The sequence below is a fragment of the Enterobacter cloacae complex sp. ECL72 genome (genome assembly GCF_019056635.1).
Taxonomy (GTDB): Bacteria; Pseudomonadota; Gammaproteobacteria; order Enterobacterales; family Enterobacteriaceae; genus Enterobacter; species Enterobacter hormaechei_C.
On record NZ_CP077659.1, the window covers coordinates 1,919,719 to 1,945,335 of the forward strand.

25 protein-coding genes and 1 pseudogene are annotated in these 25,617 nt (G+C 56.4%); 7 read left to right on the forward strand and 19 right to left on the reverse strand.

The genetic code is table 11. The annotated features are described in order from the left end of the window. Window positions 1-104 precede the first annotated feature (104 nt). Window positions 105-404: a helix-turn-helix transcriptional regulator gene (locus KTH07_RS09220; protein ID WP_000612740.1), complete on the forward strand. Its 300-nt coding sequence runs from the start codon at window positions 105-107 to the stop codon at window positions 402-404. On the opposite strand, the gene KTH07_RS09225 is transcribed toward KTH07_RS09220, so the two are convergent. From KTH07_RS09225 to KTH07_RS09290, 13 genes and pseudogenes are all read right to left on the reverse strand, one after another. Then, window positions 397-1,038 (reverse strand): hypothetical protein, encoded by a 642-nt coding sequence (locus KTH07_RS09225; protein WP_023303783.1) that lies wholly within the window; start codon window positions 1,036-1,038, stop codon window positions 397-399. The two genes, KTH07_RS09220 and KTH07_RS09225, sit on opposite strands and share 8 nt — an antisense overlap. A 91-nt stretch (window positions 1,039-1,129) precedes the next feature. Continuing rightward, window positions 1,130-2,131, reverse strand: a complete 1,002-nt coding sequence (locus KTH07_RS09230) for a Kdo(2)-lipid IV(A) acyltransferase (RefSeq protein WP_032619624.1) — start codon at window positions 2,129-2,131, stop codon at window positions 1,130-1,132. A 186-nt stretch (window positions 2,132-2,317) separates the two neighbouring features. Beyond that, window positions 2,318-2,548, reverse strand: a complete 231-nt coding sequence (gene pptA, locus KTH07_RS09235; protein WP_003857012.1) for a tautomerase PptA — start codon at window positions 2,546-2,548, stop codon at window positions 2,318-2,320. Between the two features lie 37 nt (window positions 2,549-2,585). Further along, window positions 2,586-3,203 carry a glutathione S-transferase family protein gene (locus tag KTH07_RS09240; protein ID WP_006810732.1) on the reverse strand — a complete coding sequence of 206 codons (618 nt, stop codon included), beginning with the start codon at window positions 3,201-3,203 and terminating at the stop codon, window positions 2,586-2,588. Window positions 3,204-3,244: 41 nt separating this feature from the next. Beyond that, the gene (locus tag KTH07_RS09245; protein ID WP_023303784.1) at window positions 3,245-4,132 is read right to left on the reverse strand and encodes a transporter substrate-binding domain-containing protein; all 888 of its coding nucleotides are present in this window, start codon (window positions 4,130-4,132) and stop codon (window positions 3,245-3,247) included. 9 nt (window positions 4,133-4,141) lie between these two features. Beyond that, the gene (locus KTH07_RS09250) at window positions 4,142-4,915 is read right to left on the reverse strand and encodes an amino acid ABC transporter ATP-binding protein (RefSeq protein ID WP_017382288.1); all 774 of its coding nucleotides are present in this window, start codon (window positions 4,913-4,915) and stop codon (window positions 4,142-4,144) included. After that, window positions 4,899-5,825 (reverse strand): amino acid ABC transporter permease, encoded by a 927-nt coding sequence (locus KTH07_RS09255; protein ID WP_017382287.1) that lies wholly within the window; start codon window positions 5,823-5,825, stop codon window positions 4,899-4,901. The genes KTH07_RS09250 and KTH07_RS09255 overlap by 17 nt, the downstream gene beginning before the upstream one ends. Before the next feature lie 9 nt (window positions 5,826-5,834). Continuing rightward, complete coding sequence (locus KTH07_RS09260; RefSeq protein WP_015570459.1) at window positions 5,835-6,344, reverse strand: GNAT family N-acetyltransferase; 510 nt, start codon at window positions 6,342-6,344, stop codon at window positions 5,835-5,837. 9 nt (window positions 6,345-6,353) lie between these two features. Further along, window positions 6,354-8,617: pseudogene (locus tag KTH07_RS23460) on the reverse strand (NtaA/DmoA family FMN-dependent monooxygenase). 16 nt (window positions 8,618-8,633) lie between these two features. Beyond that, window positions 8,634-9,755, reverse strand: coding sequence for an amidohydrolase (locus tag KTH07_RS09275; protein WP_017382285.1), 1,122 nt, complete (start codon window positions 9,753-9,755; stop codon window positions 8,634-8,636). Beyond that, entirely contained in the window at window positions 9,752-10,753 is a 1,002-nt protein-coding gene (locus KTH07_RS09280) for an LLM class flavin-dependent oxidoreductase (protein WP_023303787.1), read from the reverse strand. Before KTH07_RS09280 ends, KTH07_RS09275 begins: the two co-directional genes overlap by 4 nt. Before the next feature lie 109 nt (window positions 10,754-10,862). Then, window positions 10,863-11,402: a shikimate kinase gene (locus tag KTH07_RS09285; protein ID WP_023303788.1), complete on the reverse strand. Its 540-nt coding sequence runs from the start codon at window positions 11,400-11,402 to the stop codon at window positions 10,863-10,865. A gap of 71 nt (window positions 11,403-11,473) precedes the next feature. Continuing rightward, a complete protein-coding gene (locus KTH07_RS09290; protein ID WP_015570456.1) occupies window positions 11,474-11,872 on the reverse strand; it encodes a cupin domain-containing protein in 399 nt (132 codons plus the stop codon). A 112-nt stretch (window positions 11,873-11,984) separates the two neighbouring features. Here KTH07_RS09290 and KTH07_RS09295 point away from each other — a divergent pair, with 112 nt between their 5' ends. After that, window positions 11,985-12,875, forward strand: coding sequence for a LysR family transcriptional regulator (locus KTH07_RS09295; protein ID WP_015570455.1), 891 nt, complete (start codon window positions 11,985-11,987; stop codon window positions 12,873-12,875). Between the two features lie 327 nt (window positions 12,876-13,202). Continuing rightward, the gene (ansP, locus tag KTH07_RS09300) at window positions 13,203-14,699 is read left to right on the forward strand and encodes an L-asparagine permease (RefSeq protein WP_032619623.1); all 1,497 of its coding nucleotides are present in this window, start codon (window positions 13,203-13,205) and stop codon (window positions 14,697-14,699) included. Window positions 14,700-14,791: 92 nt separating this feature from the next. Here the strand turns inward: ansP and KTH07_RS09305 are convergent, their stop codons facing one another. Further along, entirely contained in the window at window positions 14,792-15,853 is a 1,062-nt protein-coding gene (locus tag KTH07_RS09305; protein WP_023303790.1) for a YncE family protein, read from the reverse strand. Between the two features lie 245 nt (window positions 15,854-16,098). Between KTH07_RS09305 and pqqU the strand changes: the two genes are divergently transcribed. Next, window positions 16,099-18,216: a TonB-dependent receptor PqqU gene (gene pqqU, locus KTH07_RS09310; RefSeq protein WP_023303791.1), complete on the forward strand. Its 2,118-nt coding sequence runs from the start codon at window positions 16,099-16,101 to the stop codon at window positions 18,214-18,216. Between the two features lie 122 nt (window positions 18,217-18,338). Here the strand turns inward: pqqU and KTH07_RS09315 are convergent, their stop codons facing one another. The 3 genes from KTH07_RS09315 to KTH07_RS09325 all read right to left on the reverse strand — a co-directional run bounded on the left by KTH07_RS09315 (window position 18,339) and on the right by KTH07_RS09325 (window position 20,943). Next, window positions 18,339-19,007 carry a GntR family transcriptional regulator gene (locus KTH07_RS09315; RefSeq protein ID WP_003856981.1) on the reverse strand — a complete coding sequence of 223 codons (669 nt, stop codon included), beginning with the start codon at window positions 19,005-19,007 and terminating at the stop codon, window positions 18,339-18,341. A 259-nt stretch (window positions 19,008-19,266) separates the two neighbouring features. Next, complete coding sequence (locus KTH07_RS09320) at window positions 19,267-20,301, reverse strand: NADP-dependent oxidoreductase (RefSeq protein WP_023303792.1); 1,035 nt, start codon at window positions 20,299-20,301, stop codon at window positions 19,267-19,269. Window positions 20,302-20,367: 66 nt separating this feature from the next. Then, a complete protein-coding gene (locus KTH07_RS09325; protein ID WP_017382277.1) occupies window positions 20,368-20,943 on the reverse strand; it encodes a helix-turn-helix domain-containing protein in 576 nt (191 codons plus the stop codon). Between the two features lie 148 nt (window positions 20,944-21,091). On the opposite strand from KTH07_RS09325, the gene KTH07_RS09330 reads away from it, so the two are divergent. Together KTH07_RS09330 and KTH07_RS09335 are read left to right on the forward strand one after the other, a co-directional pair. Then, on the forward strand, window positions 21,092-21,610 hold the full coding sequence (locus tag KTH07_RS09330; protein ID WP_032619622.1) for a GNAT family N-acetyltransferase: 519 nt from the start codon (window positions 21,092-21,094) through the stop codon (window positions 21,608-21,610). After that, a complete protein-coding gene (locus KTH07_RS09335; RefSeq protein WP_015570448.1) occupies window positions 21,607-22,056 on the forward strand; it encodes a DMT family transporter in 450 nt (149 codons plus the stop codon). Before KTH07_RS09330 ends, KTH07_RS09335 begins: the two co-directional genes overlap by 4 nt. 3 nt (window positions 22,057-22,059) lie before the next feature. Here the strand turns inward: KTH07_RS09335 and KTH07_RS09340 are convergent, their stop codons facing one another. Both KTH07_RS09340 and KTH07_RS09345 read right to left on the reverse strand, forming a co-directional pair. Then, on the reverse strand, window positions 22,060-22,293 hold the full coding sequence (locus tag KTH07_RS09340; RefSeq protein ID WP_017382275.1) for a YdcY family protein: 234 nt from the start codon (window positions 22,291-22,293) through the stop codon (window positions 22,060-22,062). 101 nt (window positions 22,294-22,394) lie between these two features. Further along, complete coding sequence (locus KTH07_RS09345; protein ID WP_217310934.1) at window positions 22,395-23,993, reverse strand: ABC transporter substrate-binding protein; 1,599 nt, start codon at window positions 23,991-23,993, stop codon at window positions 22,395-22,397. Window positions 23,994-24,275: 282 nt separating this feature from the next. Here KTH07_RS09345 and KTH07_RS09350 point away from each other — a divergent pair, with 282 nt between their 5' ends. After that, window positions 24,276-25,613 carry an SrfA family protein gene (locus KTH07_RS09350; RefSeq protein ID WP_023303795.1) on the forward strand — a complete coding sequence of 446 codons (1,338 nt, stop codon included), beginning with the start codon at window positions 24,276-24,278 and terminating at the stop codon, window positions 25,611-25,613. Window positions 25,614-25,617 lie beyond the last annotated feature (4 nt).

Consider the following 25,617-nt stretch of genomic DNA (forward strand, 5'->3'; position numbering starts at 1 on the left):
TTCGTTTGTTATAATAGTCCTATTGTACGAGTATTATCGAACTATTTTTTAACGGTTGACCTATTGTTGATATAGCTCAATCTCACGCGAGACGCAGGAAAACGATGATCCCAAACCACCCGGAACCTGAACAAATAGTGTTGGAAAATGTGCTGTTCGCCCTCGGCAACCCGCTGCGATTAGCGATTATCCGCAGGCTGGCCGACGGCAGCGAACTGAGCTGTAACGCGCTGCGCCCGGAAGAGGTGGTGAAATCTACTATGACTCACCACTGGCGCGTGCTGCGCGACAGCGGCGTGATCTGGCAGCGCCCGCAGGGGCGCGAGAATATGATCTCACTGAGAAGAGAGGATCTGGACGCCCGCTTTCCTGGACTGCTGGCGATCCTGCTCCAGGCTAAGTAGCGGCAGCGTCCTCAAGACGATAAACCGGAATGCGCCGTATTGTTCCGGTAAGGGTGTCGAACACCTCCGTATCGGACGTGACTATTCTCATCCCGGTCTTCCTTAACCGCTGCACCTCGGCGGCTATGCGCTGGAGGCCAAACCAGAAAAGCCCGTCAAGCGCGGTGACCGCAAGCCCCTGTTCCAGCGCCAGCTGGAGGCGCTCGCGGGGGGCTTTCACCTGCTGAGCGATTTGCCGGTAAGGCACTTCCGAACCGCCGGACGCATCGATCCGCTGAATACGGGTCTTCAGGTGGTAGGTAAATTCATCCGGAATGCCGTTCAAATCCTGTTTAAGGCTGTAGACGCAGCCAAACCGCTTCCCGTTGAACAGGACATTTTTTTGACTGAGCTGAAACTCATTTCTGATGCTATCAATCAGCTGCGGTGCACGGGTAAGAAGTAACCGGAAGGGAAGCTCAAAGCTGGTCACATAATCCACGTTCAGCAGCGCGAGACGCAGCCGCTCTTCTGCCCCGGATTTCTGGTCATGACACTCGCGCATCACCTCCGCCCACTGGCGCGTCAGACGTTCCGGCTCACCGGCTTCGGTGAGGAGGTATTTTTCCAGATGATAATCGACTCTTCCGGTCATGTTGGGCATCCCGTCAATGTGGATGCGGTAATTCTATCCAGCGCGGCAGGATTTATAAAGGGCGGAGCGCACCGGCATCCGCCCTGCCGGGCTACTGCTGGATACTCGACCGGTCCGAAATATCGCTGGCAGATAAGGTTCTTGCAGAAGATGGGATCTGTTTTTTGCGTTTATACCGGTCCGGCTGGCCTTCAGGGCGGGTTTTGAACCGCCGATGCAGCCACATATATTGCTCAGGCGCCATCATCACGGCGCGCTCAATCGCTCTGTTCATTTGCGTGGCCACCGACGCTTTGTCGCCTCCCTGCAAGGTATCGCTAATATCTTCCAGAATAATCAGCTCATACCCTGTGCCATCTGCTTTTCTGCGCGGTACAAACGGGATCACGGCCGGTCTGGCACTTTTCACCAGCATGTAGCTCCCGGCAGTTGTCGCGGCGTCCGGGACGGCAAAAAACGGCACAAACACGCTATTCGTTTTGCCATAATCGTGGTCCGGGGCATACCACAGGATCTCGTTTTGCTTCAGCGCGCGGATCATGCCCTTCAGGTCATAGCGGTCAAGCATGGTTTTATTGGAACGCAGACGACCGCGCGTTTGCAGCCAGTCGAGCAACGCATTCTTGTTGGGACGATACACACCAATACCCGCGTTGAGCATGCCAAAGATGCGTGCGCCTAATTCCAGCGTGAGAAAATGCATGCCAATGAGCACCACGCCCCTTCCTTGCGCCCGCGCCTGTTCCATATGTTCGTAGCCGGTCACGCTGAAGTGTTTCCGTACGCGCCAGTCTGGCCAGAACCACGCTATACCGGTTTCGATGACGCCCATTCCAACCGATTCAAAATTACGCTCAAGTAAACGCTCGCGCTCGTCCTCTTTCATATCAGGAAAACAAAGCTCAAGATTTCGTCTGGCGATCTCCACGCGGCGTGGTAGCAGGCGCATGGCCAGACGCCCAAGCCCGTGACCTGTTTTCAACAGCAGCGGGTACGGAAGCTGAACCGTGCACCAAAGCGCGGCAATGCCTGCCCAGCTGAGCCAGTAACGAGGATGAATAAACGCGAGTGAAAACTGAGGTAATTTTGTCATGGAAAAATTATCCTTTTACTAATTTGTACTTTATCTGGTGCAGTTGCAGTGTTTACCTGCTGATTTAACGGATATTGTTCGGATGGATGAATTGTAGCGGAATCGTTATGGTTTTTATTATCGATTTTTGCGAAAGGGAATAAAAGTGGGGATCGCCGGGTGATATTGCACCACCCGGCAGGTAAATTACATCGAATAGCCGGGCTTCTTAATCAGTTCATCCAGTTTCGGGCCGATCTCGGTATCCCAGACCTGCGCCTTCCAGTCAGCTTCCTGAACCTCCTGAAGCGCCACGGAGATTGAGCGATCTTTGCTGTTCAGATGACGGGCGATCGCTTCGGCGATATCCGCCGCCAGGGCCGTTTTTTGTTCGTCAGTCAGATCGCGTGGAAAACATTTGATATCAACGTGTGGCATGGGCAGGGCTCCTTTTATAGGTGAGCGTTCCACGTTATCAGATTATATCGTTAGCTTTTAGCACCTTGTGCAGTTCCGGCAGCGCGCAGACGGCATCCGCGACGGCGGTAATATTAGGCGTGTTAGTGGCAAACCACTCATGACGTGGCCCCCAGGTACGCGCAACGGCAATATAGACGTCAAGCAGCGTCAGCTGTTTGCCAAACGCAAACGGCGAGGCGCTGAGCTGGCTGTCGAACCACAGATAGAGCGATTTTCGGTACTCAATGCAATTTTTCTTCAGCTGTTCCGGGGCATCAGGCACCCAGCGTTCCGGGTAATCTGCATACGTAAAGGTGGGATAGACGTTCGCCACAAACCAGATGAGCAGGCGCTGAAACTGCTGGCGCTCGGCCTGCCCTACGGGCGGCGCGAGGTCGGGACGTCTGTCGAGCACCATCAGGGCGATCGCCGCGGTTTCCGTCACGATCGCCCCGTTTTCCAGCTCCAGCGTCGGCACCTGGCACAGCGGGTTCAGTTTCAACAGCAATTCGCGCTGCGGGCCGGGCTGGTCAAACCCGTCCACGTTGACGAACTGATACGGGATGTCTGCCAGAGTCAGCATCACTTCACTGATTGCCGATCCCCAGCCGGGTACGCCATAGAGTTTGATCATGTTGCCCCCTCAGGGATGAAAACCCTAAGTGTAGAGCACCATTAGTAGGTTATCCCGGGCGGATTAACGTCTGAAGACGTCACCGCTTCGCCCGCTTCCCCCCAGCGCGCCAGCACCTTTTGATACTCCCCGCGCTTAATCGCACCGTCCAGCGCAGCCTGCAACGCATACACCAGCCCATTGCCTTTTTTGGTTGTGGTGGCGACATAGGCTTTCTTCGGCCCTAATCCCACGACGCGGGTTTTGCCGGTTAACGCGGCTTTATAGGCAGAAACGGACTGCGGTCCAAAGAAAACATCCGCCCTGCCGGACTGAATATAAAGATTGCCTGAGGCGTCGTCGGTCAGATAAAACGGCAACGCAGGCTCGCGCCCGGCCTTTTTATTCTCTTCGTTCCAGCCCAGCAGAATACGTTCCTGATTGGTGCCTGACCCGACAATCACCTTTTTACCGGCCAGATCTTTCGCACGGGTGATCGACTGTACGTTGCTGGTGGATTTCACCGAGAAGGCAAGGGAATCGACGCGATAGGTCGCAAAATCGAACTTCGCCTTACGTTGCTCGGTGACGGCGATATTCACCAACGCCACGTCATAGCGCCCGGAAGTGATCCCCAGCGGCCAGTCTTCCCACGCCGTTGGCACCAGCTTCAGCTTCAGCCCCAGACTGCCCGCCAGCAACCGGGCGATATCCGGGTCGCTGCCAATACGGGTGCGGTTATCACTGGCCAGCAGCGCCAGCGGCGGAGAATTCAGGGCTGAAATCGCCACCGTGAGGGTACCCGGCTCAACAAATTTATAGTTCGCCGGGATTTTCGCCACTGCCTGTTGATCAACCGTCACCGGCAGCGGCTGTTCGTTGGCCTTTAAATCAATGCTGGCGTAGCTCGCCGTCGTGAAGACCAGCCCCGCCAAGAGTCCATATTTCATCTGCGCTCCTTACAGCACTTTTGAGAGGAACTGGCGCGTTCGCGGATGCGACGGTCGGTTTAACACGTCGTCGCTGCTGCCCTGCTCCACAATTTTACCGTCGACCATAAATACCACCTGGTCCGCCACTTCCCGGGCAAAGCCGATCTCATGGGTGACCACCACCAGCGTAGTGCCGGAACGGGCGAGCTTTTTAATCACGTCCAGCACTTCGCCAACCAGTTCTGGATCCAGCGCCGAGGTGGGTTCATCAAACAGCATCACGCGCGGGCGCAGCGCCAGCGCGCGGGCAATGGCGATACGCTGCTGCTGGCCGCCGGAGAGGTGACGCGACCATGCATCGGCTTTATCGCGCAGACCTACCACATCCAGAAGGCTGTAGGCGTTTTCAACAGCCTCTTTTTTACTGAATTTTTTATGCGCGATAGGTGCTTCAATCAGGTTTTCCAGCACCGTGAGATGCGGAAAAAGATTGAAGTTCTGAAACACGTACCCAACGTTGACGCGCTGTTTGAGGATCTCTTTCTCTTTGAGCTCGTAGAGTTTGTCACCCTGACGGCGATAGCCGATGTAATCCCCGTCAATCTGAATAAAGCCTTCGTCTACGCGCTCCAGATGGTTAATGGTGCGCAGCAGCGTCGATTTTCCCGATCCAGAGGGGCCAAGGATCACCGTCACGGAGCCCGGCGGGATCTCAAGCGTGACCTTATCGAGCGCTTTATGTCGGCCAAAAAACTTACTGACGCCGGTAATGGAAATGTGTCCTTCAGGAGAGGCTTGCATGAACAGGCTCCTGTGCTGGCGAAGTGGTGACGGAGCGCGCGCGACTGGCCGCCCGGTTCTGGTTTACGGCGGAGCGGCGCTCGCTGCGGGCGAGTACACGCTCAATAACATGCTGGATGGCAGACAGTACGGTGGTGATCACCAGATACCAGACGGCCCCCACCATCAACAGCGGGATCACCTCCTGGGTGCGGTTGTAGATCATCTGGATCGTGTAGAATAGTTCCGGCATCGCCAGCACGTAAACCATCGCCGTCCCTTTGGCGAGGCTGATGATTTCGTTAAACCCGGACGGCAGGATGGTGCGCAGCGCCTGCGGGAGAATTATGCGCACCGTGCGACGCCATGCCGGCAGACCTAGCGCAGCGGCCGCCTCATACTGACCGTGGTCGACCCCAAGGAACCCCCCGCGAATGATCTCCGCAGTATAGGCGCTCTGCACCAGCGTCAGCCCCACGATGGCGGTAGAAAACTGCCCTAGAACATTGATGGTTTCAAAGCTGCCCCAGGTAATGCCGGTAAAAGGCACGCCGAGAGAGAGCGTGTCGTAGAGATAGGAGAAGTTATAGAGGATAATCAGCACCACGATCAGCGGCAGGGAACGGAACAGCCAGATGTACCCCCACGCCAGGCTGCTCAACAGCCATGATGACGAGAGCCTCGCCAGCGCCAGCATGCCGCCAATCACCACGCTCAGTACGGTGCTTATCAACGTCAGCAGCAGCGTCTGGCCGACGCCTTCGAGGATCACCGGGTCGAAGAACCAGCGGGCAAATACCGCCCATTCCCAGCGCGGATTAAAGGCCACGGACTGGATCACGACCGCCAGCACAAACAGCGCCACCACGGCGCCAGCAGCGCGCAGCGGATAACGTGCCGGGACCACTTTTATGGTTTCAACGTTGCTCATCGTCGCTCCTTATGCGGTTTTGCTGAGCGCTTCGCGGATCAGCGTCTTGGTGAAACGCAGCCGACCGTCGAACGGCGGCTGGCTATACTCTTCCGGATCACGGTTAAGATCGAACTGCGGCTGATACCCCTGACTGAGATAGAGCCGCACCGCCTCCGGCTGGCGAAACCCCGTGGTCAGGTAGATGCGGCTGTAGCCCGCCAGCACCGCCCGGCGCTCCAGCTCCTGTACTACGCGCGCGGCCAGTCCCTGCTGGCGCAGCGTTTTATTCGTCCAGATGCGTTTGATCTCTGCGGTATGTTCGTCGAAGGGCTTGTACGCACCGGTGGCGATGATCTCGCCATCGCGCTCCAGGACGATAAACAGCCCCTGCGGCGCCAGGTACCACTCTGTCAGCTCGACTTCCGCATCCTTTGAAAAGTAGTCGCCGTAACGAGCGGCGTACTCACCGAAAAGCCCCTCGATAATGGGCTGAAGATCGGCATCTTCCGGCGAAACGTCACGAAATTGTTCGCGCATAGCGCCTCCTTAATCGCCAAGACCCGCCGGGTTAACTTCGGAACTGGGGATACGCTCCACGCCTTCCCCCCAGCGGTTCAGCACTTTGTCGTAATCTCCGTTCTTGATCGCGCCGTTCAGCGCGGTTTGAACCGGCTCGACCAGGCCGCTGCCTTTTTTCAGCGTCACCGCGATATGCGCCGCCTTCGGCCAGCCGCCGTCGACGCTGCCGACCAGTTTGGTTTTACCGTTAAGCGCCGCTTTCCAGGCACCGATCACGTTCGGGCCAAAGTAGGCGTCCGCGCGTCCGGACTGAAGCGCCAGCGTTTGGGCCGCGTCGTCTTTGGTGTAGATCGGCGTAAAGGGTTTAAGCCCTTTTTTGAGGTTCTCTTCGTTCCATGCCAGAAGGATGGCCTCCTGGTTGGTGCCGGAACCCACGATGATGCGCAGCCCGGCGATATCCTCTGCCTTCACAAGCGAGTTGATCGGACTGGTGGATTTCACGTAGAAGCCAAGTGAATCCTTGCGGTAGGTGGCGAAGTCGAACTTCTCTTTGCGCGCTTTAGTGACGGTGATGTTGCTGATAGCCGCGTCGTATTTCCCGGAGGCAACCCCCAGCGGCCAATCCTCCCAGGAGGTGGGCACCACGTTCAGCTCCAGTCCGAGGCTGTCCGCTACCAGACGCGCGATGTCGACCTCACTTCCCAGCAGAGTTTTGTTGTCGTCGGAAAAGACCGTCAGTGGCGGTTGATTCAGTCCCGCCACCGCCACGGTAAATTTCCCCGGCACGGCAAAACGATAGTCTTTCGGCAGTTGCGCGATCGCATCGCTGTTTTTGGCGGTATTGATCGGCGTTTTATTGGCCTCAATGCTCACGCCGGTGCCGTTAATATTGACGTTCTCTGCCCAGACGGCAGGGGTAAAGGCCAGCGCAAGCGCCAGAATAAGCGATGATTTCTGCATAGCGTTTTTCTCTTTTATTGTTGTGTGAACTGATTTTTGGGCTCGTCTAAGCCCAGACTTTCGCGCAGCGTGGTGCCGGGATAGTCGGTGCGGAACAGGCCGCGCGCCTGTAAAACAGGCACCACCTGGTCGACAAAGCGCGGGAAAGTGTCCGGCGTGCCGCCCTGAATGATGAAGCCATCCGCCGCCTTCTCTTCGAACCAGGCCTGTAAACCATCGGCCACCTGCTCCGGTGTGCCGGAAAAACGCGGGCGCGGTGATGCGGCTTCCAGCGCGACCTGACGCAAAGTTAAGTTGCGCTCACGGGCGTTACGCTTGATTTCATCGGTGGTGCTGCGGAAGCTGTTTTTGCCCAAGTCGCCAATATCCGGGAACGGCGCGTCGAGGGGATACTGGCTGAAGTCGTGATGCTCGAAATAACGTCCGAGGTAATTCAGCGCATCATTAATGGAGACCAGTGCCGCCGTAGTTTGATACTGGTTTTCTACGTCATCGGCGTCGTTTCCAACAATCACGCTGACGCCCTGGAATATATGTAAATCCTCTGCGCGGCGGCCGTGACTTTCCAGCTGCTGTTTAACATCGCGGTAAAAAGCCTGGGCTTCTTCCCGCGTGTCATGGTGGGTAAAGATGGCGTCAGCGTGTTTTGCCGCCAGCTTTTTACCGTCGTCGGACGCGCCAGCCTGAAAGACAATCGGACGTCCCTGCGGCGTGCGGCCAATATTCAGCGGGCCGGAAACCTGGAAGAAATCACCGTGGTGATCAAGAGTATGCAGTTTCGACGCATCAAAGAACTGTCCGCTCTCTTTATTGCGGATAAAGGCATCCCCTTCCCAGGAATCCCACAGCCCCTTCACCACGTCGAGATACTCATCGGCAATGCGGTAGCGCAGCGCATGCTCCGGGTGTTTTTCGCGGGAGAAGTTCCTGGCTGACCCTTCCAGCGGTGACGTCACCACGTTCCAGCCCGCGCGTCCGTTGCTCAGGTGATCGAGGCTGGCGAACTGGCGTGCAACGGTGAAAGGCTCGCTGTAGGAGGTGGATAACGTGCCGACCAGCCCCAGGCGCGAGGTGATACTCGCCAGCGCGGACAACACCGTCAGCGGCTCAAAGCGGTTTAAAAAATGCGGAATGGATTTCTCGTTAATATAAAGACCGTCGGCCACAAATATAAAGTCGAGCTTGCCCTCTTCTGCTTTTAAAGCCGTTACTTTAACGAAATCAAAATTAATGCTGGCATCCGCGACCGCCGCCGGATGGCGCCAGGCAGACATATTTCCGGATGCACCATGCAAAATGGTCCCCAGCCGCAATTGACGATGTGCAGACATATTCACCTCAAATTAATTAAACGTGTTGCAGGGCTTTTTCCGCGAGCTGAGCAAAATAGCGGGCAGCGGGTTCGATTAATGCTTCGTCCGGGTTAAATGCCGGGTGATGTAACCCAAACGGACTGTTGCTGCCAATGCTGACAAACGCGCCGGGTATGTTTTGCAGATAGACCGCGAAATCCTCCCCGCCCATGTGCAGTTCCGCATGCCGGGTTTCATATCCCGCTTCGCGCGCGACCGAGGTGGCAAACCCGGCCCAGTGCTCATCGTTCACCAGCGCGGTGGGCCCGGCGTACCAGGTGATGTTGATTTGCGCGCTAAAGGCGCTGGCAAATCCGGCGGCGATTTCACCGACGCGCGCTTTCACGTTCTGCTGCACTTCCGTGCGGTGCGTGCGCAGCGTGCCCTCCAGCTCAACGCTTTCCGGCAGCACGTTCCAGGTATTCCCCCCGGCGATGCGCGTCACGCTCAGAACAACCGAATCCAGCGTGTTGACGTTACGGCTGGCTACGCTTTGCAGCGCGGTTACCAGCTGGCTTGCCAGCACGATGGCGTCGTTGCCTTCATGGGGACGTGCGGCATGCGCGCCTTTGCCGGTCACGTGAATAACGAAGCGATCAACGTTGGCATAGAACGGGCCGCCGCGCGTGGCAAACTCGCCGACCGGCAGTGACGGCTCGTTATGCATCCCGAAAATCGCGCGTACGTCGCGTAACGCCCCGGCCCGCACCATGCTTTTCGCTCCGCCGAAATTCTCTTCCGCTGGCTGGAACAGGATCCGCACGCGACCGTTGAGCGAGGCTTCCCGCTCTTTCAGCTTTAGCGCGGCGCCGAGGATCACGCTGGTGTGAATGTCGTGTCCGCAGGCATGCATCACCCCGGCGCGCCGGGAGCTAAACGGCACCCCGCTGCGCTCGTCGATGGGTAACGCGTCGATATCGGCGCGCAGCGCAACCAGTGCGTTGCCCGTGCCGATCTCCGCAACCAACCCGGTCTGGAGATCGTAAGGCAGCGGGGCAATCCCGGCTGCCGTCAGCCACTCGCGCAGGCGCGCCGTTGTTTCGACCTCCTGACCAGAGAGTTCAGGGTTCTGGTGCAGCTCACGGCGCCAGGCAATCAGTTGTTCGCTAAAGCTCATACGGTAACCTCCCTGTCAGGACGCGCCTCGGCCAGCAGTCGCAGGGACTGTACGCGCGTTGCGCCATCAGCGACCGGCGTGTCGATGATAAATTCGTCAATCCCCCACTGCTGATGCAACGCGTTGAGCTGTTCAAGCACCGACGCCGCCGTTCCGGCCAGCAGAGACTGCGCCCGACGCGCGATGCGCACCGGTTCACTCCCCGCCTGCCGCGCAAAGGCGTAGGCCTGTTCTTCGCTGGCGACGGTGACGCGCTGTCCGTTTGCCAGCTCCACGCCCCACACTTCAACCTTCTGCGCCAGCGCATCGGCCTCAGCCTGGGTTGGGGCAACAATGGCCTGCACGGCCACAATCACCTCCCGGACGCTGTGTTGACGCCAGGCTGTGACGACCTCGCGCAGCAGCTCAGGATCACCGTTCAGATGGGCGGCAAAGACAAAATGCCAGTCGAGGGAGGCCGCCAGCAGCGCGCTTTCTGTGCTGGCGCCCAGCAGAAACCCCCGGGCAGGCACCGGCGGCAGCGGCGTGGCGCGAACGTCCTCCTCCGCTGACTGATTTTCAGGGCGGATCCAGCGATCGAGCTGCGTCAGTTGTTCAGCAAAGCTGCCTTTTTCCTGCGGATTAAGGCCGTGCTGCAAGGCGCGGGTAGAGAGCGGCAGACCGCCGGGCGCTTTGCCAACGCCCAGATCAACCCGGCCCGGCGCAATGGCGGCCAGTACGTTAAAATTTTCGGCGACTTTATAGGGGCTGTAATGTTGCAGCATGACGCCGCCTGAGCCCACGCGAATACGTTTTGTTTGCCCGAGGATCCAGGCAATCAGCAGCTCCGGCGAGGGGCTGGCAAGCTGCGGGGTATTGTGGTGTTCGGCAATCCAGAAGCGGTGATAACCCAGCGTTTCTGCCTGTTGCGCCAGTGCTAAGGTTCGCGCCAGCGCATCGGCGGCTGTTTCGTGTTCTGCGACGGGGCTTTTATCCAGAATGCTGATTCGCCATGACATGTTGCGTTCTCGTTTGACTTAACATGTCGTCATTATTAAAGGTGGATTTCACCTCTGAGAAACAATTAATTTACATTTGGATTGCCGGAAAACGGCAATAGAGAGTCTGTCATCGGCGTGATTTGAGCGATGTAATGAGTCTTTCCGCATCCTGCCGTCGGGTAATGCGGAGAAAGCGAATGTGTGCGTACTGCGGGTTTTGTATATCCGCCTCATATCGTTTGCGGTTGCTGCGCCAGGTTTTGATCGTCCAGATGATAATAGAGTCCTTGCTAAGGAACGACCGACGAAAGCTTTCGCGGTTCCCCGTGCCGGGCCAGAGCTCCTGTTTGTGCCAGGCGCGTCTGGAGGCCCGCGTCACCGCCTGCCAGAGCGTGCGGATAAACCCACGATCTATCCACACCACCAGATCGACGTCGCGCCACTTAACGTCGCGTGTGCGGTTGTAATTCCCGTCCAGGACCCAGTCAGGCGAGGCGGCGAGCGCTTTTTCCAGGGTTGCAAGAAACTCATCATCCGGTGTTCCCTGCCAGTTCGCTCGCCAGTAAAGCCTGTCCATCTCAATGTAAGGGATAGCCAGCGCCTCCGCGATTCGCCTGCCAAACGTGCTTTTCCCACTTCCGCTGGTGCCTATGATATTGATTTTCACCGTTCCGCCTGCACATGCTGAAGAAAACGGATCGAATCATAACGTTAATAATTTGTTTACGAAACGCCAGACTACTCGTTCGGATACTGCTCGTCGGTGACCTTCTCCAGCCATGCCACCGGGCTCCCGTCGACAGCTTCTGCGATGGCGATATGGGTCATGGCCGTCTGCGCGCTTGCGCCGTGCCAGTGCTTCACGCCGGGTGGGATCCAGGCGATATCACCCTGATTCAGCGGTTCCGCCTCTTTCCCCCACTCCTGTAACCAGCCGCGCCCCTGCGTCACGATCAGCGTTTGTCCAAGAGGATGCGTATGCCAGGCGGTACGTGCGCCGGGTTCAAAGGTGACGGTCGCGCCGCCGACTTTTGCCGGTTCAGTCGCCTGGAAAGGCGCGTCAATGCGCACGCAGCCGGTAAACCAGGCCTCTGGCCCCTGAACGGAAGGTAACGAACCGCTACGGATAATTTTCATGATTAACTCCTCGTTTGCTGTTGCGTTAACAGTAGCGTAAAGCCATGGGGAGCATTAGAGTGCATAATCAGAAAGGAACCATGAATTCATTTCATAAATCGAGTAAACCACCATGTTAAAAGACAACTTCAACGATCTGCTTTCCTTTATGGTCGTCGCCCGGGAGCGCAGCTTTACCCGCGCCGCGGCGCAGCTTGGGGTATCTCAGTCGGCGCTCAGCCACGCAATGCGCAATCTGGAAACGAGGCTGGAAGTCCGTCTGTTAACCCGCACCACCCGTAGCGTGGCCCCTACCGAGGCCGGCGAGCAACTCTTCATGCGCTTAAGCCCCCATCTGCTGGAGATCGAGCAGGAACTCACCGCGCTGCGTGATACCCGCGACAGACCTGCCGGGAATATTCGCCTTACCGCCGGGGAGCACGCCATGTCTGCGGTGCTGTGGCCTGTGCTTAAACCCTTTATGGCGCAGTATCCTGATATCAACGTTGAAGTCACGGTGGACAATGGGCTGACTGATATTGTCGATGGCCGCTTTGACGCGGGGGTGCGTCTGGGTGAGCAGGTGGCGAAAGATATGATTGCCGTTCGTATTGCGCCGGACATGCGCATGGCGGTCGTCGGGTCGGCAGAGTATTTGCAACGTTTCGGCGTACCGGAAACGCCGGAGCAGCTTGATCAGCACCGCTGCATTAATATGCGCCTGCCCACACGCGGCGGATTATATGCCTGGGAATTTGAACGGGACGGACGTGAGCTGCGCGTGCGGGTTGACGGCCAGCTGATCCTCAACAGCCTGCCGCAACGCATCGATGCCGCCGAAAACGGTCTGGGGCTGGCGTACGTCCCGGAAGATGCGGTTCAGGACGCCCTTGCTGAGAGCCGGTTAGTGCGTGTGCTTGAAGCCTGGTGCCCGGCTTTTACGGGATACCATCTGTACTATCCGAGCCGCCGCCAGCACACTACCGCGTTTGCATTACTTATTGCAGCCCTGCGGCATTCATAAGCTCTACCTATAAGTAACTATTAAGTAAACCTGATGATTAAATCAGCATTCGCAGACCTTTTTGCCTAAAAAAACGTCACGATTCAGCGCGTTGTGATCGCCGTCTGCTCTGACCACACGATTTCCTTCGACGAGCATCCCTTTCGACACGGTTATATTTTGCGTCGCTTAACAATTGCGGGTAGGATGCCTCGCCATGTTTTGCCTTATCCATACACAGAATGACTGGAAAGGCGGCATGTGTCTGCGCAGAAGCAATCGTTTGTTTCGGCATCTGCCAGGCAGGACTATCACGTTAATGGTTCAGACAGGCAAACAGGTAACTCAATGAATACAAGCAATAAAAGCGCAGCCGATCATCATGCTGCGAAACGTCGCTGGTTGAACTCTCATGAAGAGGGCTATCACAAGGCGATGGGCAACCGTCAGGTGCAGATGATCGCCATCGGCGGCGCTATCGGTACAGGTCTGTTTTTAGGTGCAGGCGCACGTCTGCAAATGGCTGGCCCCGCTCTCGCCCTGGTCTATCTGGTGTGCGGGATCTTCTCTTTCTTCATCCTTCGCGCCCTCGGCGAACTGGTACTTCACCGCCCTTCCAGCGGCAGCTTTGTCTCTTACGCCCGCGAGTTTCTTGGTGAAAAAGCCGCGTATGTCGCGGGCTGGATGTACTTCGTTAACTGGGCGATGACCGGTATCGTCGATATCACCGCCGTTGCGCTGTACATGCACTACTGGGGCGCGTTTGGCGATGTGCCGCAGTGGGTGTTCGCCCTTGGGGCGCTGGCAATTGTCGGGACCATGAACATGATCGGCGTGAAATGGTTCGCCGAGATGGAGTTCTGGTTCGCACTGGTGAAGGTGCTGGCCATTGTGATCTTCCTGGTGGTCGGGACCGTATTCCTCGGTACCGGTAAACCACTGGACGGTAACGCAACCGGCTTCCACCTGATTACCGATAACGGTGGTTTCTTCCCGCACGGCCTGCTGCCAGCGCTGGTTCTGGTGCAGGGGGTGGTGTTCGCCTTTGCTTCCATCGAACTGGTCGGTACGGCGGCAGGCGAATGTAAAGATCCGCAGACGATGGTGCCAAAAGCCATCAACAGCGTGATCTGGCGTATCGGTCTGTTCTATGTGGGTTCCGTGGTGCTGCTGGTGCTGCTGCTGCCGTGGAATGCATACCAGGCGGGGCAAAGCCCGTTTGTGACCTTCTTCTCTAAGCTGGGCGTGCCGTACGTGGGCAGCATCATGAACATCGTGGTACTGACCGCCGCGCTCTCCAGCCTGAACTCCGGGCTCTATTCGACGGGCCGTATCCTGCGCTCCATGTCGATGGGGGGGTCTGCGCCGAAGTTTATGTCGAAGATGAGCAAGCAGCAGGTGCCTTACGCGGGTATTCTGGCCACGCTGGTGGTTTACGTCTTTGGCGTGTTCCTGAACTATCTGGTGCCGTCTCAGGTGTTTGAGATCGTGCTGAACGTCGCTGCGCTGGGCATTATTGCCTCCTGGGCCTTTATCGTGGTGTGTCAGATGCGTCTGCGCAAAGCGATCAAAGAAGGAAAAGCGGCTGATGTCAGCTTCAGGCTGCCGGGCGCGCCGGTGACCTCCTGGCTTACCCTGCTGTTCCTGTTCAGCGTGCTGGTGCTGATGGCGTTTGACTACCCGAACGGTACTTACACCATCGCGACGATCCCACTGCTGGCGGTTCTGCTGATTGCTGGCTGGTTCGGCGTGCGTAAGCGCGTTCACGAGATCCACAGCACCGCGCCGCTTCATCACGACGATGAAAAGCACGACGCACCGCTGGTAGAAGAAACCTCGCGTTAATAAAAAAGCCGGGTGGCGGCTTCGCCTTACCCGGCCTACATCTCATGGTTTTGTAGGCCCGGTAAGCGCAGCGCCACCGGGCAATTCCACCATCACAGCGCGATACGAATCACATCGTCAGGCTGGGTCGCTTCCTGCTGACGGGTTGATTTCTGTTTCACCGTTACGTACAGCGTTTTACCGTCCGCAGACAGCGCCAGGCTGTTCGGGTAAACCGGGGTATCGTAGGTCCTGGTCACTTTGTAGGTTTTGGCGTCAATCACGCTCACCTTGCCCGCCTCGCGGTGCGTCACATAGGCTTCGTTACGCGCCGGGTTAAACAGTACGGCCAGCGATGCTGGCGCGGCGATTTTCTGCATCACGCTGCCATCTTTCAGATTCACCACCAGCACTTCTGGCTGTTTTGAATCCGTCACAAACGCACGCTGGCCGGCAGTGTCCAGGCTCAGGTTCAGGTAGAAGTGCTCTTTTCCGTCATCCTGCACTTTTTTACGACTGAGGATTTTGTTGGTTGCCGTATCAATGGTCACCAGCTCGCCGTCCGCATTGGTGGTATACAGGCGTTTTGCCTTCGCATCCAGGGCCAGACCGGTGCTGAACGTGCCGGTGTTGGTGATGGTGTCCTTCAGCTTCAGCGTTGCGCCATCAACAACCCAGATCACGCTCTCCTTGCCGATACCGGTAATGTACACCGTATTGGTCGTGTCATCGGCCACCAGCTGGCGCGGCTGAAGCGGCTTCACCGTGTCGCTACGCTTGCGATCGTCCAGCACCAGGCGCCCTTTCACCTCGCTCGTTTTGGCGTCAATCGCCGTCACGGTGCTGTTGACGGTGTTACCGAACCACAGCGTCTGGGTGGCGTTATCGATCGTGGCGCCAAACGGCTTGAGATCGTTATGAATCGCCTGCGTCACTTCCAGCGTGACCGGATCCAGACGATAGACCACGCCGCCCTTATCGGTTTTGCGGCTTTGTGACGTCGCAACCCACAGCGCGTTTTCCTGCTGGCTGACGGCCATTTCATACGCGCCCTTGCCGACCGCTTTGCGCAGCATCTCTTCAGCGGCATGAACCTGGAACGTACCGGCAAACAGTAAAGAGCCCAACAGCAGAGACCCACGCAGGCGCGGCGAGCACAGATGACGTAAAGACATAACAATTCCTTTTTAAATGAGGAGATTTACCACTGACATCACTTCCGGTGGGCAAAGTCATCGCTTTGCCGTTATTTTAATGAGAATAGTAATCATTAATCAGTTGAATGTGGAGTATTTCTTTCCTTCAAAACCTTACATTCACGAAATGTGCGGTTATAGTTTTCATAACATTTACAAAGGATTTAACATATATACACAGGTTCCAGTTGATTTGGTTCGATTTTTCTTAACCGGTTTACTCCATGAAAATTATTACTGCCCGTAAGGCATCACTACCACTGCTCTTCGTTCCCGTCATTTTTAGCCCGCTGAGTGCGATGGCCGCGGATGAACAGACCCTGATCGTCAGCGCCACGCCGCAAACCGTCTCCGAACTGGACACCCCGGCCGCAGTCAGCGTGGTGAGCGGCGAGGATATGCGACATGCCACACCGCGCATCAACCTTTCTGAATCCCTTGGGAGCGTACCAGGCCTGCAAATCCAGAACCGCCAGAACTATGCTCAGGATCTGCAACTTTCCGTTCGCGGATTCGGCGCGCGTTCGACCTTCGGCGTACGCGGGATCCGCATGTACGTGGACGGCATTCCGGCAACCATGCCCGACGGCCAGGGGCAGACGTCTAACATTGACCTCAACAGCATTGAGAGCGTCGACGTGCTGCGCGGCCCCTTCTCTGCCCTGTACGGCAATGCCTCCGGCGGCGTGATCAACATCAACACCCAGACCGGACAACAGCCAGCCACAATTGAAGCCAGCAGCTATTACGGCAGCTACGGCACCTGGCGTTACGGCATGAAGGCCACCGGTGCGGTGGGCGACGGGACTCAGGCGGGGGATGTGGACTATGCGGTATCCACCACCCGTTTCACCACCCATGGCTATCGCGACCACAGCGGCGCACGGAAAAACCTCGCCAATGCGAAACTGGGCGTGCGCATTGATGATGTCAGCAAGCTAACGCTGATTTTTAACAGCGTGGACATGAAAGCCAACGATCCGGGCGGACTGAGTTATCAGGAGTGGCAGAACAACCCGCGCCAGTCACCCCGTGGCGATCAGTACAATACGCGTAAAACCATTAAGCAGACCCAGGCCGGGATCCGCTACGACCGTCAGTTGAGCGAACAGGACGACCTCAGCGTGATGATGTATGCCGGTGAGCGTGAAATGACCCAGTACCAGTCCATTCCGGCGTCCACTCAGCGTGACAATCCTGCGCATTCGGGCGGCGTAATTGATATGCAGCGCCATTATCAGGGTATTGATACCCGCTGGACCCACCGCGGCGAGCTGCTGGTGCCGGTAACGTTTACCACCGGCCTTAACTACGAAAATATGAGTGAAAATCGCCGCGGGTATGAAAACTTCGTGATGAACAATGGCGTGCCGGATTTTGGCGTGAAGGGTAACAAACGCCGTGACGAACGTAACCTGATGTGGAACCTTGATCCCTACCTGCAAACCCAGTGGCAGCTCACGCAAAAGCTGTCCGTTGAGGCGGGCGTGCGTTACAGCTCCGTCTGGTTTGACTCCAACGATCATTACATTACCCCGCAAAACGGCGATGACAGCGGTGACGCCAGCTACCATAAATGGCTCCCGGCTGGTGCGGTGAAATACGCCGTGACCGACGCCTGGAACCTGTATGCCGCGGCGGGACGTGGATTTGAGACCCCGACCATCAACGAACTCTCCTACCGTTCTGATGGCAAAGGCGGCCTCAATATTAATCTGCAACCGTCAACCAACAACACCTATGAGATTGGCAGCAAAACCCGCATCGGCAATGGCATCCTGACGGCGGCGCTGTTCCGCACGGATACCGACAATGAGATCGTGGTAGATAAAGACAATGAACGCCGTACCAGCTATAAAAATGCCGGTAAAACGCGCCGTCAGGGTATGGAAATTGCGCTCGATCAGCAGTTTGCCGAGAACTGGAAGCTGAAAATGGCGTGGACCTACCTTGACGCGACCTACCGTACCAACGTCTGTGATAAATCAGATTGTAGCGGCAACCGAATGCCGGGTATTGCCCGTAACATGGGGTATGCGTCGTTTGGCTGGGAGCCTGAGGAAGGCTGGTACGCGGGGGCAGATGCCCGCTACATGAGCGACGTGATGACAAACGACACCAATACCGCCAAAGCGCCCTCTTATACCGTGGTCGGTCTGAATACCGGGTATAAACTCAATTACGGCAAATGGGGAATGGACATCTTTGGTCGCGTCGATAACCTGTTTGATAAAGAGTACGTCGGTTCAGAGATTGTTAACGCTGGCTACAATCGCTATTACGAACCCGCCCCTGGCCGTAACTATGGCGTGGGCCTGTCGGTCTCTTATCGCTTTGAGTAAAACATTTTCCGGCAGCGCACGTTGCCGGTAAAAAATAACATCATTCCCGGTAGCCTTAAGCGCCGGGAATATACTCAGGGAAGTTTAAAACGAATAAAAAAATAAGTGCGCCAGTGCGATCCTTAACTGTAGTATTGCCGTTGCAGGAGGATATTAGCTTCATCAATGGCTCGGTCGATCGCTTCCCGACTGGCCGTCACGTCCCTTTGCTCAAGCGCAGAAAGCAGATCGGCATAATGGTAAGTCGTTGCAGGGATATCTTTCATCTCTTCGTGCAGGTAGTTGATACACGGACCAATCCGTACCCAGAGCTGCTCAATCAGCGAGTTCAGGGTCGGCATTTCGGCATACTGATAAAGCGTAAACCGGAACACGCGGTTGGCATGGATCGCCTTCTGCACGTCGCCCTGATGCATGGCGGTGCTGAAGTTATCTGACAGCGCGCGTAATGCATCCAGTTTGGTCTCGGTCATATTCTGACACGCCGCCGCAACGGCCATCGGCTCAAGCTGTTTTCGAATGGCGTTAATTTCGTTATAACGCTCCAGCGTAACCTCTGGCACCAAAAACGCCTGAGCAGGCGTGGCCTGTAATGCGCCTGCCGACACCAGGCGCAGCAGGGCTTCGCGCACCGGTGTGATGCTGGTGCCTAATTTATCCGCAATCTCTTTCGTGATGAGTCGAGCCCCAGGTTTTAATGAGCCCGTAATTAACGCTCCCTTTAAACTGTTCTCAACTTGCATCGTCAGACTGATTCTTTGTGCTTTTTCCAGATTTTCCAAATCAAGCATGTTTAATTCCCGTAGCCAAAACAAAATGCCATTTTCAGCGACTGTTTAAAAAAACATCGCCGGTTTGATATATCCTGTATCGTCATGCCTGGTATGAAGGGCGCGCGTTAAAATAAAAATTGTTCAATTAATATTACGTTTACCACTTCTGGCTCAGCTGGGCCGATGGCGCGCAATGCTTATGGATTAATTAAAGACAATATATCGTATCTTCACAAATAATTATGGCGGACTTTGCCCGCCATAACCGATGCTCTGTTTAGTCCGCCGCCACGCGGATCACGACCTTGCCGAAGTTTTTCCCTTCCAGCAGCCCAATCAGCGCCTCCGGCGCCGCGTCCAGCCCTTCGGTGACCTGCTCGCGATAGTGAATTTTGCCTTCCTTCACCCAGCGTCCCATTTCCTGCTGGAACTCGTCGATACGATGACCATAGTCCTGAGCGATGATAAAGCCCTGCATGCGGATGCGTTTTTTGAGGATGGTCCCCATCAGCAGCGGCAAGCGATCCGGACCATCCGGCAGGTTGGTCGCGTTGTAGCCGCTGACCAGTCCGCAAACAGGTACGCGCGCGGAGGTATTCAGGAGCGGCAGTACGGCGTCAAAGACTTTACCGCCGACGTTTTCATAATACACGTCAATGCCCTGCGGGCAGGCTTTCGCCAGCTGTTCGGAAAAATTATCCGCATGGTGATCCAGACAGGCGTCGAAACCGAGCACGTCGACCGCATGACGGCATTTCTCCTCCCCGCCAGCCACGCCGATAACCCGGCACCCCTTGATTTTACCGATCTGCCCCACCGTTGCGCCGACCGGCCCCGTGGCTGCCGCCACGACAAGCGTTTCTCCCGCCTGAGGCTGGCCGATATCAAGCAGCCCCATATACGCGGTGAAGCCCGGCATTCCCAGCACGCCGAGTGCCCATGAAGGGTGCGACGGGTTTTCGCCCAGCCTGACCAGCCCTTTCCCGTCGGAAAGTTCATACTCCTGCCAGCCGCTGTAGCCCAGAACCCACTCGCCCTCTTTATAATCCGGATGGCGGGAGGTCTCGACGCGGCTTACCGTGCCGCCCACCATCACCGCGCCAATCTCGACAGGAGGTGAATAGGATGGGGCATCGCTCATACGGCCCCGCATGTACGGATCAAGCGAGAGCCATACGGTGCGTAATAACACCTGCCCCTCTGCGGGCGTGGGGATCGGCTGCTCTTCCAGGCGGAAATTTTCGGCAACCGGTGCGCCGTGTGGACGGGAAGCCAGTACCCAGCGTCGGTTTTGCGTAGTTGATTGACTCATTCATCGCTCCTTACAGCTGAAAATGTCATTCAAGTCTGGCACGTTATCCTGCGGATCGCCTTTGCATTATGAGCCGGACTGATTAAGCCGCACGACCAGATAAAGGCACGATTCATCCGTTTCGTTAATAAACCGGCAGTCGTTCGGCGGCCCGAGTTCCAGACAATCTCCGGCCTTCATTTCATGGCGGGTGTCCCCCTCCAGAAAGACCAGTTCACCTGCCTGCAACCAAATCAGCTGTCGCGCCAGCGCATAAGAGGAGGCGGGCATCGGCACATCGCTGCCCGCGGGCAGTTCCACCTGGACGAGGTCAATAGGCATATCGCTGCGCGGCGACACATGACGACGTAAATAGTGGGTTTGCGGATCGCGCCAGACGGGCTGGTTCGCCAGACGTAACAGTTTGCCCTCCTGCATTTCCGCGCGCGCAATGAGCGTAGACATGCTAATACCGAAGGCACCGGATAACCGGGCAAGCAGCGTCGCCGTTGGGCTACTGTCCCCCCGTTCAATCTTATGGATCATGGCGCGTGAAATACCTGCCCGTTCGGCCAGTTCGCTTAATGACCAGCCCCGCGACTCGCGTTCAAGGCGTATGCGGGCGCTAATGCGTTGATTCATATTGTCTGTCATTGTGTTCATGACGTCATACTATAGTGTACGGATGGTTTTTCGGGGCAGTTTGGTGACAAAAAAATAGGGATTTTGTCGTAGCGATGCAACACAAGAACTGTGTAATATTGTGAGTGAATCGTACTACTATAGTAAACAACACAGCCAGAGGTTAACCATGATCGTTCGTCATGCCTGCAAAGAAGATTGTGCCGCTATCGGTGAAATTTATAACCATGCGGTGCTGCACACCGCCGCTATCTGGAACGATACAACTGTCGACACCGATAACCGTATTGCATGGTTTGAGGCGCGCACGCTGTTGGGTTATCCGGTGCTGGTCAGTGAAGAAGAAGGTGTTGTGACGGGATACGCCTCATTTGGCGACTGGCGAGCGTTCGACGGTTTTCGCCATACGGTGGAGCACTCGGTTTACGTTCATCCCGATCATCAGGGCAAAGGCATCGGTCGGCTGCTGATGACGGAATTAATCAAGGAAGCCCGCCAGATTGGTAAACATGTGATGGTTGCCGGTATTGAGGCGCAGAATCAGGCGTCGATTCATCTGCACAAAACCCTGGGCTTTATTACCACCGGAAATATGCCGCAGGTGGGAACCAAATTCGGTCGCTGGCTGGATTTAACCTTTATGCAACTCCAGCTCGATGAGCGCAGCGATCCGGATGCTCTGCCATGAATCAATCGTTGACGTTAGCGTTTCTGGTGGCCGCCGGGATTGGGCTGGTGGTGCAAAACACCCTGATGGTGCGCATTACGCAATCCTCTTCCACTATTCTTATCGCCATGCTGCTGAACTCGCTGGTGGGGATTGTGCTGTTTGTCAGCATTTTGCTGGTGAAAAATGGCCTGGCGGGGTTTAGCGAACTGGCGTCAACGGTGCGCTGGTGGACGTTGATCCCCGGCCTGCTGGGGTCATTTTTTGTCTTTGCCAGTATTAGCGGGTATCAGAATGTGGGCGCGGCAACGACCATTGCCGTGCTGGTAGCAAGCCAGCTGATTGGCGGCCTGGTGATGGACATCCTCAAGAGCAACGGTGTCCCCCTGAGGGCGCTGGTTGGCCCGGTCTGCGGCGCAGTGATGCTGGTGGTCGGCGCCTGGCTGGTGGCACGGCGCCAGTTTTAACCCTTACAGGATAGTCCCACCCTGCGTGAGGTGGGCATGGCGCGCCTCCGCCTCTTCTTTATGCTGCTTACCATGATGCGCAATCGCGGTACGCAGGCGCTGCTGCTGGGTATAGCGATCTTCACGGCTGAGCTCTGCATCGTCGCTTAATTCGATCAGCAGTTCGTTCATGTGGGTAATTATGCTCTCTTCGATGGCGGCATCGACGCGGGCGATAACATCGTTTAAATGTGACATTGTCACTCCTTTCCAAATGCCCGGTGGCGCTACGCTTACCGGGCCTACGGGTGGTAACTGTAGGCCGGGTAAGGCATAGCCGCCACCCGGCAAGAATACGATCAGTTCAGCTTCGCTTTCGAGAAGTCACTGCCCATCAGACTCACGCTGTACCCGGTCACGTTGCTGCGGGTCGCGTAGAACGTTTTGCCGTTAGCTAACGCAATCCACGGTGCCTGCTGGTAGAAAATCTCCTGTGCCCGGCCATACAGCTTCGCACGTTCGTCCGGGTTGCTGGTCAGTTTGGCCTTTTGCACCAGCTCATCATACCCCTTATCACACCAGCGCGCGGCGTTAGATCCGGTTTTGATGCTGTTACAACCCAGCAGCACATCGGCGAAGTTGTCCGGATCGCCGTTATCAGACATCCAGCCGAACAGCGCGGAATCATGCTCGCCTTTACGCATGCCGGAGAGATATTCCCCCCACTCGTATGAGACGATTTTCGCCTTCACGCCCACTTTCGCCCAGTCAGCCTGGATCATCTCCGCAATGCGTCGCGAGTTCGGGTTGTACGGACGCTGAACCGGCATGGACCAGAGGGTCACTTCCGCGCCCTTACCCAGACCCGCCTGCTTCAGCAGCGCTTTCGCTTTTTCCGGATCGTAGCCGTAATCCTTCAGGTCTTTGTTAAAGCCGAGCATGTTCGGCGGGATCGGCGATTTAGCGACCGTACCAGACCCCATAAAGACCGCGTTAACAATGGCCTTTTTGTCCGTTGCGTAATTCAGAGCCTGGCGCACCAGCACGTTATCAAACGGTTTTTTCTCCGTGTTGAACGCCAGGTACCCCACGTTCAGCGCATCCACCGAGTGCAGGGTCAGGTCTTTGTTTTTCTTGATCGCTTCAAACTGCACCGGCGACGGCGCAGGAATGATCTGACACTCGTTCGTTTGCAGCTTCGCCAGACGCGTCTCAACGTTTGGCGTGATGGAGAAGATCAGGTGTTTGGTCGGCACCTCACCCTCCCAGTAGTTCGGATTGGCGACGTAGCGGATCAGCGAATCCACCTTGTACTGCTGAAGCACATACGGGCCGGTGCCGATTGGCCAGGTGTCCACATATTCAGGTGTCCCCTTTTTCAGCATCGCGTCCGCGTACTCGGCAGAGAGGATCGAGGCGAAGTCCATTCCCCAGTCGGCGAGGAACGCCGCGTTGGGTTCACTCAGCGTGAACTGAACGTGATAATCGTCGATCTTTTTCACATCCTGAATGAGCTTGTCGAGGCCCACGTCATTAAAGTATTCGTAATTACCCTTGGAAACATTGTGATAGGGATGCTTAGGGTCTTTCTGACGCATAACGGAGAAAATAACGTCATCAGCGTTAAAATCACGGGTCGGTTTGAAGTATTTATTGCTGTTGAACTTTACCCCTTTACGCAGGGTAAACGTGTATGTTTTGCCGTCTGGCGAAATGGTCCACGACTCGGCCAGAGAAGGCACCGGCGTGTTTTTTACCGGGTCGAAGTTAATCAGACGGTTATACAGCGTTTGCGAGCTGGCGACAAATGAGGGCCCAGAGCTGGCGATCTGCGGGTTAAACGACTCCGGCGACGCCTCGGAGCAGTAGATAATGGTGTCTTTGTTTTCCGCCCATGCGGCGCTTGCCGGTAGCAGCGCGCTCAGCGCGAGGGCCAGCACGGTTTTCCCTGTAGACATGGTTATTACCCTTTCGGTTTTATTATAGTGAACAGTAATAACAGCACAGACGTTTTGGCCTGACAAATAACGAATCACTATCAGGTTATTCTAAAGCCGTACATTTCGCTGGTTTTAGCATCAGCCCGCAGAAACCGATTTGCCTTAAGGTCCATTATTCGTCAAGCACAACCGTCACGATCAATGCCGCAAGAAATCGTCCCTTTTGCCGTCTCCTCAGCCGTTTGCTTGCTTACCTGATTCGCTAAAGTAATGGCGTGAAAAAGTCTACAGGACCAAATCGTGGCAAAAACACTTTTACGCAGCGGTAATCTGGATGATTTTCAGGCCGTTGGCGGCGGCGGACAGGCCGTTTTTGAATCAGCGCTGCAAATCCGCGAAGCGCTTCGGTTGCGCAAACAGCAGGCTATCGTTGATTGCCTGGCCATCCCCCAAGTCAACGACGGCGGCGATCGCGTTGACTGGTACTCCCCGGTTGAGGGAACCGTCTCCAGCTGGAAGGCGGCGGATGAAGATGATCGTTATCGCGCCCTGCGCTATCTGGAAAACACGCTCGCCAGCGTGGAGTCGCTGAGTAAAAAATGCCTTCAGTCACCGAAAACGGCGCAGCAACTGTTTGGCTCTCTGCTCTCAAAAGCCTTTCAGTATCCCGGTGAAAACTTTGTTTTCCTGGTGGATGGCAAGCCGGTGATCTGCTTCTGGGGTTTCGTCAACCTTAACGAAAACGCGCGCGATGACGTGCTGGACTGCCTGCGCGAATCGTTGGTCACTGAACCTGAGCCAGTGGTGATTAACGAGCCTGAACCTGAACCGGAGCCAGAACCGGCCCCGGTGGTGACCTTTGAGCAGGCCGACGCGCCGCTTATCACGCCTGTGACTACAGTCCGTATCACCGACGATGAACTGTATACGCCAGAGCCGGTGCGCATGAACGCCGCGCCGCCAGAGCCCGCACCGGCGGCCATACAGAAAAAACGTCGCTCCCCCCTGTGGTTGCTGCCGGTTGCCGCCGTCATTATTGCAGCCATCGCCACCCCGCTGCTCTGGCCAAAACAGGCCCCAATCGCAGCGCCTGTTGCCACACCAGCGCCAGTACCCGTCGCCATTGCTCCGGCCCCCATAAAGTCGGTTGAGCCGCTTGAACTGAAACTCCCGCTGCACCAAGCCGAAGTGGTAGAGCCGAAGGTGAAAACGCCTGCCCCGGCAGCCGAACCGGTGGTCATTACCGCGATACCGAAAGATGCGATGGTGATGGAGGCAAACCAGGTCAAAGCGGGGTTAACGCGCTTCCTGAACGGCACCTGGCGCGCGTTTCTCGATGTGCAGGATCCGCTCACCGGCAAACCGCCGTCGCTGCGCTACCAGATCCAGAACAATAAAGGTTTCGCCCGGGTCGTGCATGGCGACAACATTGTCTGCCGGGTAGACGTCTTTTCCGGATTACACAGCAACGGCGAGCTGTTGATCAAAACGCGCGGAAACGCGCGTTGCACCGACGGTTCACGCTATCCGATGCCGGAAGTGACCTGTAAGGCAGGTGCCAGCGATGTGGCGGAATGCACCGCACGTTACGATGCCAACACCGTCGTTCCTCTGACGTTCAAGAAAGCAGGTGTCTGATCCT

Bases quoted from the DNA above. Each gene is read 5' to 3' on its own strand.
- KTH07_RS09255 (WP_017382287.1), bottom strand. From the start codon at position 5,825: ATGAGCAACGTTGAAACCATAAAAGTGGTCCCGGCACGTTATCCGCTG.
- KTH07_RS09335 (WP_015570448.1), top strand. From the start codon at position 21,607: ATGAATCAATCGTTGACGTTAGCGTTTCTGGTGGCCGCCGGGATTGGG.
- KTH07_RS09340 (WP_017382275.1), bottom strand. From the start codon at position 22,293: ATGTCACATTTAAACGATGTTATCGCCCGCGTCGATGCCGCCATCGAA.
- KTH07_RS09280 (WP_023303787.1), bottom strand. From the start codon at position 10,753: ATGTCATGGCGAATCAGCATTCTGGATAAAAGCCCCGTCGCAGAACAC.
- pqqU (WP_023303791.1), top strand. From the start codon at position 16,099: ATGAAAATTATTACTGCCCGTAAGGCATCACTACCACTGCTCTTCGTT.
- KTH07_RS09225 (WP_023303783.1), bottom strand. From the start codon at position 1,038: ATGACCGGAAGAGTCGATTATCATCTGGAAAAATACCTCCTCACCGAA.
- KTH07_RS09315 (WP_003856981.1), bottom strand. From the start codon at position 19,007: ATGCTTGATTTGGAAAATCTGGAAAAAGCACAAAGAATCAGTCTGACG.
- KTH07_RS09240 (WP_006810732.1), bottom strand. From the start codon at position 3,203: ATGATCAAACTCTATGGCGTACCCGGCTGGGGATCGGCAATCAGTGAA.
- ansP (WP_032619623.1), top strand. From the start codon at position 13,203: ATGAATACAAGCAATAAAAGCGCAGCCGATCATCATGCTGCGAAACGT.
- KTH07_RS09330 (WP_032619622.1), top strand. From the start codon at position 21,092: ATGATCGTTCGTCATGCCTGCAAAGAAGATTGTGCCGCTATCGGTGAA.
- KTH07_RS09305 (WP_023303790.1), bottom strand. From the start codon at position 15,853: ATGTCTTTACGTCATCTGTGCTCGCCGCGCCTGCGTGGGTCTCTGCTG.
- KTH07_RS09250 (WP_017382288.1), bottom strand. From the start codon at position 4,915: ATGCAAGCCTCTCCTGAAGGACACATTTCCATTACCGGCGTCAGTAAG.
- KTH07_RS09290 (WP_015570456.1), bottom strand. From the start codon at position 11,872: ATGAAAATTATCCGTAGCGGTTCGTTACCTTCCGTTCAGGGGCCAGAG.
- KTH07_RS09295 (WP_015570455.1), top strand. From the start codon at position 11,985: ATGTTAAAAGACAACTTCAACGATCTGCTTTCCTTTATGGTCGTCGCC.
- KTH07_RS09245 (WP_023303784.1), bottom strand. From the start codon at position 4,132: ATGAAATATGGACTCTTGGCGGGGCTGGTCTTCACGACGGCGAGCTAC.
- KTH07_RS09275 (WP_017382285.1), bottom strand. From the start codon at position 9,755: ATGAGCTTTAGCGAACAACTGATTGCCTGGCGCCGTGAGCTGCACCAG.
- KTH07_RS09230 (WP_032619624.1), bottom strand. From the start codon at position 2,131: ATGACAAAATTACCTCAGTTTTCACTCGCGTTTATTCATCCTCGTTAC.
- KTH07_RS09345 (WP_217310934.1), bottom strand. From the start codon at position 23,993: ATGTCTACAGGGAAAACCGTGCTGGCCCTCGCGCTGAGCGCGCTGCTA.
- KTH07_RS09320 (WP_023303792.1), bottom strand. From the start codon at position 20,301: ATGAGTCAATCAACTACGCAAAACCGACGCTGGGTACTGGCTTCCCGT.
- KTH07_RS09260 (WP_015570459.1), bottom strand. From the start codon at position 6,344: ATGCGCGAACAATTTCGTGACGTTTCGCCGGAAGATGCCGATCTTCAG.
- pptA (WP_003857012.1), bottom strand. From the start codon at position 2,548: ATGCCACACGTTGATATCAAATGTTTTCCACGCGATCTGACTGACGAA.
- KTH07_RS09325 (WP_017382277.1), bottom strand. From the start codon at position 20,943: ATGAACACAATGACAGACAATATGAATCAACGCATTAGCGCCCGCATA.
- KTH07_RS09220 (WP_000612740.1), top strand. From the start codon at position 105: ATGATCCCAAACCACCCGGAACCTGAACAAATAGTGTTGGAAAATGTG.